The 13,282-nt window shown below is 33.0% G+C and carries 8 protein-coding genes; 7 read left to right on the top strand and 1 reads right to left on the bottom strand.

Translation table 11 applies throughout. The annotated features are described in order from the left end of the window. Positions 1-75: 75 nt before the first annotated feature. Positions 76-1,713, bottom strand: a complete 1,638-nt coding sequence (locus JOC70_RS04220; RefSeq protein ID WP_204597628.1) for a putative manganese-dependent inorganic diphosphatase — start codon at positions 1,711-1,713, stop codon at positions 76-78. 198 nt (positions 1,714-1,911) lie between these two features. On the opposite strand from JOC70_RS04220, the gene JOC70_RS04215 reads away from it, so the two are divergent. The 7 genes from JOC70_RS04215 (at position 1,912) to JOC70_RS04185 (ending at position 13,203) form a co-directional block, all read left to right on the top strand. Next, the gene (locus tag JOC70_RS04215) at positions 1,912-4,467 is read left to right on the top strand and encodes a calcium-translocating P-type ATPase, PMCA-type (protein ID WP_204597627.1); all 2,556 of its coding nucleotides are present in this window, start codon (positions 1,912-1,914) and stop codon (positions 4,465-4,467) included. Between the two features lie 232 nt (positions 4,468-4,699). Then, the gene (locus JOC70_RS04210; protein ID WP_204597626.1) at positions 4,700-6,421 is read left to right on the top strand and encodes a sigma-54 interaction domain-containing protein; all 1,722 of its coding nucleotides are present in this window, start codon (positions 4,700-4,702) and stop codon (positions 6,419-6,421) included. Between the two features lie 268 nt (positions 6,422-6,689). Next, the gene (locus JOC70_RS04205) at positions 6,690-8,399 is read left to right on the top strand and encodes a urocanate hydratase (RefSeq protein ID WP_204597625.1); all 1,710 of its coding nucleotides are present in this window, start codon (positions 6,690-6,692) and stop codon (positions 8,397-8,399) included. A gap of 104 nt (positions 8,400-8,503) precedes the next feature. Next, the gene (gene hutI, locus JOC70_RS04200; protein ID WP_204597624.1) at positions 8,504-9,805 is read left to right on the top strand and encodes an imidazolonepropionase; all 1,302 of its coding nucleotides are present in this window, start codon (positions 8,504-8,506) and stop codon (positions 9,803-9,805) included. A 1-nt stretch (position 9,806) separates the two neighbouring features. Then, positions 9,807-10,379, top strand: a complete 573-nt coding sequence (locus tag JOC70_RS04195; protein ID WP_204597623.1) for a cyclodeaminase/cyclohydrolase family protein — start codon at positions 9,807-9,809, stop codon at positions 10,377-10,379. A 133-nt stretch (positions 10,380-10,512) separates the two neighbouring features. Further along, a complete protein-coding gene (locus JOC70_RS04190) occupies positions 10,513-11,832 on the top strand; it encodes a YjiH family protein (protein WP_204597622.1) in 1,320 nt (439 codons plus the stop codon). Positions 11,833-11,895: 63 nt separating this feature from the next. Beyond that, positions 11,896-13,203 (top strand): Na+/H+ antiporter family protein, encoded by a 1,308-nt coding sequence (locus tag JOC70_RS04185; protein WP_204597621.1) that lies wholly within the window; start codon positions 11,896-11,898, stop codon positions 13,201-13,203. Positions 13,204-13,282: the final 79 nt, after the last annotated feature.

Below are 13,282 nucleotides of genomic sequence, written 5' to 3'. Positions count from 1 at the left end.
TAATGAAAAAAAGTCGCACAAAAGCGACTTTTTTATTAAATATAATTTATTAATTTATATTTGATATCTAAAGTGTTATTCTGTAGCTGCAGCAGTTAGTGGTGGAATAACTTGTTTCTTTCTAGACATTATTCCTGGAACATACACACTGTTGCCTTCAAATTGAACGTTAAACGCCTTGTTTATAAGATATTTTTCATTACCAACTACAAGGAAGTCAGAACCTTCTTTTAATAGGTCAGTTACTAAAAGAACTAAAAGATTAAAGTTCTCTTCTTGCTCCTTCTTTTCCATGTAAGTTATCATTTCATCTTTCATCTTAGCAAAACCTTCAGTATCCATGGTGTTTACCTGACCAACACCTACTTTTAAGGATCCTATTTTGAATACTTTAAAGTCCTGATTAAAGATTTCTTCAATAGTTTTTCCTTGAAGTGAAGTACCAGCTTTAAACATTTCTTGTGCAAATTTTTCAGCATCTATGTTTGCAATTTCAGATAATCTTTTAAGCATTATTTTATCCATACTAGTAGATGTAGGAGATTTAAATAATAAAGTATCGGATATTATTGCTGCACATAAAATACCTGCTATATTCTTTGAAGGTCTTATGCCGTTTTCAAAGAATATTGAAGCTACGATAGTTGCAGTACATCCTACAGCTTCATTTCTAAAGTATATTGGATTACCAGTTTGTATGTCTCCAATTCTATGATGATCAATAACTTCTAACAATTCAGCATCTTCAAGACCAGGGATAGATTGACTTCTTTCATTGTGGTCAACTAATATAACTTTTTTCTTGTTTTTAGAAATTAAGTGATATCTTGAAATACTTCCTATCACCTTATTATCATCATTGACTACTGGATAACTTCTATATCTTGTTTGAAGCATTGTTTCTTTTACATCATCCACTAAATCTGTTGGATTAAATACTAATAAATTATCTTTAGTCATAACATAACTTACAGGTACACTCTGTGGGATTAGTCTTGCCGCAGTAAATGTATCGTAAGGAGTCATTATGATAGAACACTGAACTTCTTTTGCCTTTTCTAATATTTCTTCACGTACAATATGTTTACCTGTAATTATCATAAGAGAAGCTTTTTTATCAAGTATTATTTCTTGAGCATCTTCTCTATCACCACAAATAACTACATCGCCTTCTTCTATAAGCTCACAAGCACTATCAGGTTTCATAGCAGTAACTACTATTTTTCCAGTAAATTTTTGAGTGTTTTGAGCTACATATATACATTCAGCAGAAAGAGTTTCAACTATATGTTCAAGCTTAACTCCACTTTTTGAAAGTATATTATTATCCCATATATCCATATAATTAGAAGTTATATTAGATACAGAAGCAAGACCTACAAGTTTTTCAGAGTTATCTACTACTGGAAGAGTTTTTATATTGTTTTTTGACATTATAGACCAAGCCATCTTTAAAGTTATATCAGGGTTTATTGGCGGAACTGTATCTATGTCTAGATCTTGAATTTGAGTCCTCACAGTTTCAATAAACTCTGGAGTTTTTACTCCAAAATAGTCTAGTGCAAATTGAGTTTCACGACTTAATTCACCAAGTCTTACTGGGATAGCCGGTATGTTTGCAGTTTTATTTTTAAAATCAGCATAAGCTATAGCGGAACATATAGAATCCGTATCAGGATTTTTATGTCCACTTATGTATATTAAATCCTTCATAAAAAAACCTCCTTTTATTTGTCTTATTAATAATAGCAAAAAAATAAGGAAATTTAAAGTAACTTTAAGAAGAAGCAAGAAAAATGTACAATTAAGCATATTTTTAAAATTTAAAATATTTATAGCATTTAGCACATATATTTAATTAGTAAGAAAAAATTAAATACATATTTATGTTATACATAAGGGGGGATTAGCATGGTAAATGAAAAAGAATTAATTCAAGGATTAGATTCCTTAGAGGCGCAAAGGAGGCTAACAAGATATGGTCCTAATAAACTTGAAAGTAAAGAAAAGATTTCACCTATAAAAATATTTTTACAACAGTTTAATGATTTTATAGTTTGGATATTAATTGCTGCAACTATAATATCTGGCATTATGGGGGAAAAGGCAGATGCTATAACAATACTTATAATTGTAATAATGAATGGTATATTAGGATTTATTCAAGAATTTAAAACAGAAAAATCTTTAGAAGCTTTAAATCAGTTAGCATCACCTACTGCAAAGGTCGTAAGAGATGGAGTTTTAAAGGTAGTAAATGCAGAGTTTTTAGTAATAGGAGATGTAATTTTAGTAGAAAGTGGAGATAGGGTACCTGCGGATGCAATGATTTTTGAGGACTCAAATCTAATGATAGATGAATCCCTTTTAACAGGAGAATCTGTAGGAGTTAATAAATCTTCTGCTAATAAATCTAGTTCCAATTTATATATGGGAACAATAGTTTTAAAGGGAAAGGGTAAGGCAAAGATAGTAAGCACAGGCATGCAAACCGAAATGGGGAAAATTGCAGGCATGCTTCAAAGTATAGAAAAGGAAAAATCACCTTTAAAAGAAAAGTTAAACTCATTGGGTAAAATAATGGTTTATATGTGCCTGATAATATGTGCTATAGTTACCGCCACAGGCATATTTAGGGGACAAGATGTTACTGAAATGTTCCTCTTAGGTGTAAGTCTTGCAGTAGCCGCTATTCCAGAAGGACTTGCAGCAATAGTTACAGTAGCTTTAGCCTTAGGAGTTTCTAGAATGCTTAAGAAAAATGCATTAGTAAGAAAACTTCCGGCAGTAGAAACTTTAGGGTGTACATCTGTAATATGCAGTGATAAAACAGGAACACTCACAGAAAATAAAATGACAGTAAAGGCAATGTATTTTAATAATAGTATGTATAATTTAGACAAAGAAAATGTGCCTAGTAATTTACTTTTCAAAAAGACTGTAGCCTATTGCAATGATTGTAATATTGATCCCAATAAAAGGGATTTAGAAAAGAGTCTTTTAGGTGATCCAACAGAGACTGCTCTTATAAAAGCATTTTTCAAGGAAACAGGGGAAGTAAAGACATTTTTAAGTAAGGCGTTTAGAGCAAAGGATAACCCATTTACATCGGAAAGAAAAATGATGTCTGTAGTTATGAAGGAAAATTCTAAGTACACAGTGTATTTAAAGGGGGCTCCAGAAAGAGTAGCTGAAAATTGTAAGTACATTTTAATAAATGGAGAAGTAGTACCGTTTACATCTATTTATAAGGAAAAAGTTCTAAAAGCAGTAGAAAATATGTCCTTTAAGGCTTTAAGATGTATAGGCGCAGCTTATAAGGATATTTCAAATATTCATGATAGTAACCTAGAAAAAGATCTAATATTCGTAGGAGTTGCAGGGATTATAGATCCCCCAAGACGTGAGGTAAAAGATGCAGTATTTAAATGTAAACTAGCTGGAATAAGACCTGTAATGATAACTGGAGATCATAAGAATACAGCTTATGCTATAGCAAAAGAGCTTGATATAGTAAATGATGAAAGTGAAGTAATAACTGGAGAAGAATTAGATAAGCTAAGTGATAAGGCGCTAGAAAAGAAAGTACAAAATATAAGGGTATTTGCAAGAGTAAGTCCCAATCATAAGCTGAAAATAGTTAAAGCTTTTAAAAACAATGGAAATATCGTAGCAATGACAGGGGATGGAGTAAATGATGCGCCAGCAGTTAAGGAAGCTGATATAGGAATTTCTATGGGTATTTCAGGAACAGATGTAACAAAGGAAGCATCTTCTATGATACTCTTAGATGATAATTTTAAAACAATTGTATCAGCAGTAGAAGAGGGAAGGGTAATTTACGATAATATAAGAAAGTTTATAAGATATCTTTTGTCCTGTAATTTAGGAGAAGTGTTAACTATGTTTTTAGCTTCAATTTTAGCACTACCTACACCATTACTGCCTATACAGATATTATTTGTAAATCTAGCTACAGATGGACTTCCAGCTATGGCACTTGGAGTAGACCCTGCAGATCCTGATATAATGGAACAAAGGCCTCGTCCTAAGAAAGAAAGTATATTTGCAAGAGGGCTTAAAGAAAAGATAGTAATTAGAGGAACTTTAATTGGAATATGTACTTTAATGGCATTTATGGCAGGTAAGATATATAATATGGATCTTGAAACTTCTAGAACACTGGCGCTTTGTACTTTAGTACTATCTCAGCTTATACATGTATTTGAATGTAGATCAGAAAGACACTCTATATTTGAGATAAAGTTTTATACTAATATGTATTTAGTAGGTGCAGTATTAATATCATTAATAATGCTAAATTTAGTTCTATATGTCCCATTCCTAAGTAAGGTATTTCATACAGTACCACTTGATTTTGGAAAGTGGTGTATAGTAGTATTCTTCTCAGGAATAATAGCATTTATAAATAGCACTTACTTATATTTAACTACAAAAAGAAGATAAATAAAAAAGCTATTCATAGCATAGGTTAGGCTGTTGATAAACATATTTTGTCAACAGCCTTTTATATTTACTAAATTTTAAATTTTATTAAGACTAATCTAACTAGGAAACCCTAAAGATTTAATAAAAATTTTAATAAAATATACATGGAAGGAAATAAAGAAGAAGGACTTTTGAGGAAGGTGTTGAATATTATGAATATTCACTAAGGGGAATGTATAGGGGGAATAAAATGAATTTAAGCATGTTGGGGAAGTTATTAACAGATTGCTTTTCAGGTATTATTGTTCTTGATGAGGAAAAAAAGATCATGTGGAGTAACAATTTAATTGAAAAAATATGTAATGATAAAAGTCCGTTAAATAAGAAGTTTTCTGAAGTGTTTTCTATTAAATTGGACGAAATTATAAAAGAATTTAAAATTATTAAGACACTGCCCGGTAATATATATAATTTAAAAGCACGCTATATTGAAGATGAAAAAATATATATAGTATATGTGCAAGAAATTACAGATATTTATAATAAGGATATAAAGCTTTATTGTTTAGAGAAGATAATAGAATCCATAAATGATGGTATTATAATTAGCAATCATGAAGGACGTGTTGTATTATACAATAAAGCTCAGGAAAATTTAGAAGAACTATTAGCAGAAAAGGTGGTTGGGAAGCACCTTTGGGAAGTTTATGAGTATAACCCAGAATGTAATCCGGAAATGGCGGAGCATAGAAGAGTATATAAAACTAGGGAACCTATAATAGAAAGATATAGAGCACATACCTATAAAAATGGTATACCTAAATACTTGTCTTATAGCACATATCCTATAATAAAGGACGAAGAAGTAATTGGTGTTTATTCTATAAGCAAAAACGAAACAAGCCTTCAGGCCTTACTTTCAGAGACCATAGAATTAAAAAGAAAATTATTCAGCAAAGGAGAGGAAAAGGAAGAAAAGTTTAAAAATAATGGCACTACATATACATTTTCAAGTATAGTAGGAAGTAGTGATGTTACTAAAAGCATAATAAAGGAAGCTGAGACTGTGTCTCTATTAAACAATACAGTACTTATCGTTGGAGAAACAGGTACTGGAAAAGAAGTTTTTGCACAAAGTATACATAACTTTGGCAAGAACAAAGATGAGCCTTTTGTAGCTATAAACTGTGCTGCAATTCCTGAGAACTTACTTGAAAGTACGTTGTTTGGAACTATAAAAGGAGCTTATACAGGAGCAGTTACGCAAAGTGGGCTTTTTGAAGAAGCTAGAAATGGAACACTTTTCTTAGATGAACTTAATTCTATGCCTATTTCAATGCAATCTAAACTTTTAAGAGTATTACAGGAAAGAGTTGTTCGTAGAGTTGGAGGGGCGGCGGTAACTCCAATACAATGTCGTGTAATAACTGCTATTAATGAGGAGCCTTCAAAGCTTATTGATGAAGGAAGATTACGACAGGATCTTTTTTATAGAATATCAGGATTTTGTCTTTATATACCACCATTAAGAGATAGAAAGGAAGACGTAATATGTATTGGTGAGTATTTTGTAAAAAAATATAATAAACTTTTGAATAGAAATATAGAAACTTTCTCTACGAAACTAAGAGATATAATGCTAAGCTATAAGTGGCCTGGCAATATTAGAGAACTAGAACACTTTGTAGAAAATATGATGATTAAGGCCGCAGAAAATCAAAGAGAACTTGATTATGAAGACATTCCAAGATATATAAAAAATGAAATATTAAATGAAGTAGCTGTAAATATTATAGAGGACAATGAAAAAACTCTACCTGAATTTCTACGTTTTGAAGAAAAGAAGATAATTATAAATAGTTTAAACAAAAATTTATGGAACTTAACTAGAACGGCTAAGGACTTAGGTATTATACGTCAAAGTTTAGAGTACAGAATGAAAAAATTAGATATAAAGAGGAATATAAAGTAGATATTATAAAGAATTTGCCTATTGCATAAAAATTATGCAATAGGCAAATTTTTTATGCAATAATTTTACAAGGGTTACAATGATAATTGCATAAAAACTATGCAATAGATATTTATAAGTCATAACATTTACGCCAAATAAATACCAAAGTCTATTGTTTTGATGTAATATATTTAAAAAATTCTATTGGCATGGCATTTGCTATATATAAATGTGTAAAGAAGTTAATTAATAAATAAAAACATATAAGATTAAGGGGGAAATTGTTATGGAAAAGCCAGAAATTCTATATTCAGTTAAAGCTCAAAGGGGTTCAACATTAAGATGTAAAGGCTGGAAGCAAGAAACTATACTTAGAATGTTAGAAAACAACATGGAAAATGCAGAAATACCTGAATTACTAGTTATTTATGGCGGTAATGGAAAGTGCGCTAGAAACTGGGAGTCATATCATGCCATAGTTAAATCTCTTAAGGAATTAGAAGATGATGAAACTTTAGTTGTACAATCCGGTATGCCAGTAGCAATATTTAAAACCCACAAATATGCTCCAAGTGTTGTTATGGCAACTACAAATATTATGAAGGCTGATTGGCCAACATTTTATGATCTTCAGGATAAGAATTTAACTATGTTTGCTCAATATACAGCTGCTCCTTGGGAATATATTGGAACTCAGGGTGTTATAGAAGGAACATTTGAAACATTATCAGCTATAGCTATGCAGAAATTTAATGGAGATTTATCAGGAAGGATTTACTTAACTGCTGGTGCAGGTGGAATGGGCGGAAATCAAAGCTGGGCAATGAAAATGCATGGTGGAGTTGCTATAGTAGTTGATGCTGATGAAAGAGTAATTAGAAGACGTATAGAAAAGGACTACATGGATACCATAGTATATTCTATGGACGAAGCTATAGAAATGGCTACAGCTGCAGCAGCTAAGAAGGAACCATTATCTATAGGAGTTGTTGGAAATGCGGCTGATTTATATGAATATGCATATAATAAAGGATTCATGCCAGATATAATAAGTGAAATGTGTCCATGTCATGATCCGATTTCTTATATACCATCTGGATATACTGGAGAAGAAGCAGATGCGTTTAGAGCTGAAAATCGTGAACTTTACTTAGAGAATGCTAGAGAAACTATGATAAGGCAGTTACGTGCGATGAATGCATATTTTGCAAAAGGTGTTGAAGTGTTTGAGTATGGAACAAGTATAAGAAAAGAATGTCGCGACGCAGGAATGCCTAAAGAAGAAGCTTTTATAATTCCTGGATTTGTTGCTAAGTATATTCGTCCTCTATTCTGTGAAGGTCGTGGACCATTTAGATGGACTTGTATATCAGGAGATCCAGAAGATCTTGCTAAAACAGATGCTCTTGCATTAGAGTTATTTAAAAATGACCCACTAGTAACAAGATGGATTACGCTTGCTCATAAGCATCTTCCAATAGAAGGACTTCCAGCAAGAGTTTGTTATATGGCATTTGGGGAACGTAAGAAATTTGCATTAGCTGTAAACGAACTTATCAAAAAGGGAGAAATTAAGGGACCTGTAGCCTTCTCAAGAGATAATTTAGACTGCGGTTCTATAGTTAACCCAACTTTTGAATCGGAAAATATGAAAGATGGCAGTGATTTAATTTCTGACTGGCCATATTTAAATGGATTGCTTAATGCTGTAGGAATGTGTGACTTAATAGCTATACAATCTAACTACTCCATGGGTGAAGCAGTGCATACAGGAGTTACAATGATTGCAGATGGTACTGATGAAGCAGCTATGAGACTTGAAGTTTGTATGGCAACAGACTCCGGAATAGGTATTATAAGACATGCTCAAGCTGGATATGAAACTTCAAGGGAAATTGCTGAAGGAAGAGGAAAATATACAACTGATAGTATTAAGGTTCCATTATGGTGGACACCAGAAGCAACATTTGGACCAAATGGGAAAGCTCCAAGATAATATTTATCGAACCATTAAAATATTAATATAACTCATAATTTTATTGCAGTTGTACCTCTTCAGAAATGGAGAGGTACAAATTACATTATTAGAGGAGAGCTTAAATGGAAAAAGAGAAATGTAAATCAAAAGTTGATTTACTTATTGAAGATTGTTCACAATTAGTAACTTGTAAGAAAGATTCTATAGATCAAATCGGACTAATTGAAAATGGATGGATTGCAATAAAAGGAGAAAAAATCGTTGCAGTAGGGTCTAGAGAAGAAGTAATAGGGCTAGTGGATTGCAGTAAAGCAAGAATAATAAGTGCTAAAGGAAAAGTAGTAGTGCCTGGCTTTATTGATGCTCATACTCATTTAATTTTTGGTGGATCCAGAGTTAAGGAGTATGCTGCTAGATTAACTACAGATGACCCAAAAGTATTACAGGACATGGGAATTAAGACAGGGATAATGGTAACGGTAGAAATGACCAGAAATGCTTCAACAGAATCCTTATATAAAACAGCTGCAAGTAGACTATACAACATGCTAAGTTCTGGAACTACAACTGTAGAAAGCAAAAGTGGATATGGACTTACTACTGTAGATGAAATAAAAATGTTGAAGATTAACGAACAATTAAATGAAAGCTTGCCCATAGACATAGTTTCTACTTTTTTAGGAGCTCATGGTTGGCCAGATGATATACCACGTGAAAAATATATAGATACACTAATAGAAGAAATGATACCCTGGGTGGCAAAGCTTGAGTTAGCAAAGTTCTGTGATATATGGTGTGATGATGGGCATTATACTGCAAAAGAATGTGAAAGAATACTTCAAGCTGCAAGAGATCTCGGTATTGAACCTAAGATACACACGGATGCTTATTCTTATATAGGAGGGTCCGACTTAGCAGCAGATATGAAAATGATTTCAGCAGATCATCTAAATTACACACCAAGGTCTGTACTAAATAAATTAGCAAAAGCCAATGTACCAGGAGTACTACTTCCAGCAATTGATTTTGCTGTAAGTCATACAAAACCCTTTGATCCAAGGTCAATGATAGAAGAAGGCATGACTATAGCATTAGCTACTAATTGTTGTCCAGGCTGTTGGAACGAATCAATGCAGTTTGTCATGGCTCTTGCCTGTAGAAGACATAGGATGAGTGCAGCAGAGGCATTAAGGGCTGCTACCTTAGGTGGAGCAATTGCTTTGGGGTTAGAACATGATAGGGGAACACTTGAAGTTGGAAAGCTTGCAGATATTCAAATATGGGATGTTGACACCTATGAGGATGTGGTATATCGCTTGGGTGGAAATGTTGTGGAAAAGGTAATAAAGAGGGGAAAAGTTGTAATAGAAAATAACTTATCAGGGTTTTCTTTTATTAACAATACTGTGAAAAAGGATGATTAATATGAATTATATTGATACACTAAATAAAATTATCGATTCCAGAGATTTTACAGTAGGTGGAGGATCAGCAGCGGCTTTAGCAGGAGCAATGGCTGCAGGACTTATTGGCATGGTAGCTAGATTATCTACTAAAAAGGAATATGGACTTTCAGCGGAGAAGTATATTTGTATTGCTGATAAGTTAGATGAAATCGGTAAAAATTTACTTGATGGGGCAGTAAAGGATACGGATTCGTTTAAAAAAATAATAGAAGCTTATGCTATGCCTAAGGAAACTGAAGATGAGAAATTAGCTCGCAGTCAAGCTGTTCAAGAGGCGGCAATAGGGGCAGCTACTGTTCCATTAAATAATGGAAACCTTTGCAGAGAAATTTTTGATCTTTATGCCGTAATGAAGGGCAAATCTAATCCCAATGCTTCTTCGGATTTAGAGGAAGGAAAATTACTTTTAAATGCAGCAATTTCAGGTTGTATATTAAATATAGAAGCTAACCTTCCGCTAATTAAAGATGAAAATATTAAAGTAGAATTTCAAAAGGAAATGAGTAGTTTAGGCCAATGCCTTAAGGGCTAAATTTACGTAAAGAGGTGTAACAAGTGAAAACTATATGTATTAACAATAATTTGGAGGTGGGAAAGAGAGACAAAAAGGTATAGGTAATTTTTATCCCCTAGATATTAATTATTTAAAATGGGAGTGAAGAAGTATGAGTGACATGGTAAATACTTCTGAAAAAAGGAATAGGAATATAAGTGGATTAAAATTGGTTGGTTACAGTTTAATTGGTATATTCATGTTCTTTGTTTCAATTAATTTTGCAGGTAGAAAGACTATTCCTGTAGATCATATTGTTAAATCGATTATAAAAATCCCATATTTCATACCAATTTATGGCGGCATAATGATAAGCATAGGCACTATATCACCTTTCATTAATAAGACCTGGAACAAAAGCAAAACAACTACAATATTTTCTTTCTTAAATATAATAGGTTTAATAACAGCATTCATGGCTATATTCAATGTAGGTCCTGCAATCTTATTAGACCCTAACATGGTTCCTTATGTATTTAAAGTTGTTGTTGTTCCAGTAATTGCTATTGTTCCTATAGGCTCTGTGTTTTTAGCTTTTCTTGTAGATTATGGATTGATGGAGTTAATTGGGGTATTTATGAGGCCTATAATGAGACCAATATGGAAAACTCCTGGACGTTCTGCAATCGATGCAGTAGCATCCTTTGTAGGAAGTTATTCGTTGGCATTATTGGTTACCAATAGGGTTTATAAAGAAGGAAAATATAATACAAAAGAAGCAGCAATAATAGCCACTGGGTTTTCAACTGTTTCTGCAACCTTTATGATTATTGTTGCAAATACTTTAGGAATTATGGAACACTGGAATGCTTTCTTTTGTATTAGTTTGGTAGTTACATTTATTGTAACAGCTATAACAGCGAGAATATATCCTTTGAGTAAAAAACCAGGAACCTATTATAATAATGTAGAACCTGATTTAGAATCAGTAAAAAAGGGTGATACTTTTAAAAGGGCTTGGGAAGAAGGAATGAAGACCATGGAAAAAGCTCCTTCTTTGTTACAAAATGTTATTTCTAATCTTAGGGATGGTATTAAACTTGCTATAAATATTGGGCCTAATATTATGTCCATAGGTGTTCTTTCATTGTTAGCTGCAGAATATACAAAAGTTTTTGATGTCTTTGGATATTTATTTTATCCTTTTACGGTATTGCTTAAGATACCAGATCCATTATTAGCAGCAAAAGCTAGCGCTATAACTTTAGCTGATATGTATGTGCCTGCTATTATAGCTACAGGAGCGGCGTTTAGTACAAAATTTATAATTGCAGTAATTTGTATATCTGAAATATTATTTTTATCAGCATCAGTGCCTTGTATTTTAGCCACAGATATAGATATTAGTTTAAAGGATATTGTGATTATATGGTTTGAAAGGGTAGTGCTGTCTTTGATTATATCCGCACCAATTGTGTATTTATTTTTTTAGCTTATTAGATTAAATAAAAGGATATATGTTCATATAAATGTTAAAAAACAAGGGGGAAATTATATGTTAACAAATCCTGTAATACTATCAGTTTTAGTGATGTCAATACTATGTCTTTTAAAGTTAAATGTTCTCATTGCTTTAATACTTGCCGCTCTAGTAGGTGGAACTGCAGCGGGCATGCCTATTTCTAAAACTATGGAAGTATTAATTGGAGGTATGGGAGGAAACTCACAAACGGCATTAAGTTATATTTTGCTTGGAGCATTAGCAGCAGCCATACACAAAACGGGAGCAGCAGAGGTTCTCTCTATAAAAATTGCTGGATGGATAAAGGGGAAAAAGATTATTTTGCTATTTATATTTGCAATAGTTGCTTGTTTGTCAGGAACAGTTATACCCGTTCATATAGCTTTTATACCAATTCTTATACCACCACTATTATCATTAATGAATAAACTTAAAATGGATAGAAGAGGAGCGGCATGTGCCTTAGCTTTTGGATTAAAAGCTCCATACATTGCTTGGCCTATCGGTTATGGACTAATATTTCATGGAATAATAAAGGACCAAATGGTAGCCAATGGAATGCCTGTAACTCTGGATATGGTATGGAAGGCTACTTGGGTTGGGGGACTTGCCATGCTAGTTGGTTTTATTATTTCTTTATTTACCTATAGAAAACCAAGAGATTATGAGATTGTATCCATAGAAGAAGAACAGGTAGCAGCAGTAAAAGAAGAAGTTAAGGTTACCTCAGCTCATATAGCTACACTATTAGCTGGAGTTGCAGCATTAGGTATTCAACTAGCATTTGGATCATTGCCACTTGGAGCAATTGTAGGGCTTGCCATCATGATAGGGGCAAGAGCAATCAAATGGAGTGATATGGATGAAATGCTTAGTGGTGGTATTAAAATGATGGGACTTATAGCATTTGTTATGCTAGTAGCAGCTGGTTATGCAGCTGTAATTAGAGAAACTGGTGGTGTTGAAAGTTTAGTAAATGCAGCCGCTGGAGCTATGGGTGGAAGTAAACCTGTTGCGGCCTTTGTTATGTTATTATTGGGATTACTAGTAACTATGGGAATTGGGACATCTTTTGGAACAGTTCCGATTCTTGCAGCAATATATGTACCTCTTTGTATAGCTATAGGGTTTAGTCCAAAGTCTACCATACTATTGATAGCTATTGCAGGTGCTCTAGGAGATGCCGGCTCTCCTGCATCAGATACTGCACTAGGACCAACAGCAGGGTTGAGTGTAGATGGGCAGCATGATCATATTTGGGACACCTGTGTTCCTACTTTTCTACACTATAATATACCACTTTTTATATTAGGTTTGATAGGAGCTCTTATGTTCACATAAAAGAATAACAAATACACCTTCTAGGATAGAAGATAATCTTAGAAGGTGTATAAAACTTATTTAACTAAAAGCTAAAGGG

It is taken from the genome of Clostridium pascui (genome assembly GCF_016908015.1).
Taxonomy (GTDB): Bacteria; Bacillota; Clostridia; order Clostridiales; family Clostridiaceae; genus Clostridium_AK; species Clostridium_AK pascui.
The sequence above is the reverse complement of the archived record's forward strand: the minus strand, read 5'-3'. Positions and strand labels throughout refer to the sequence as shown.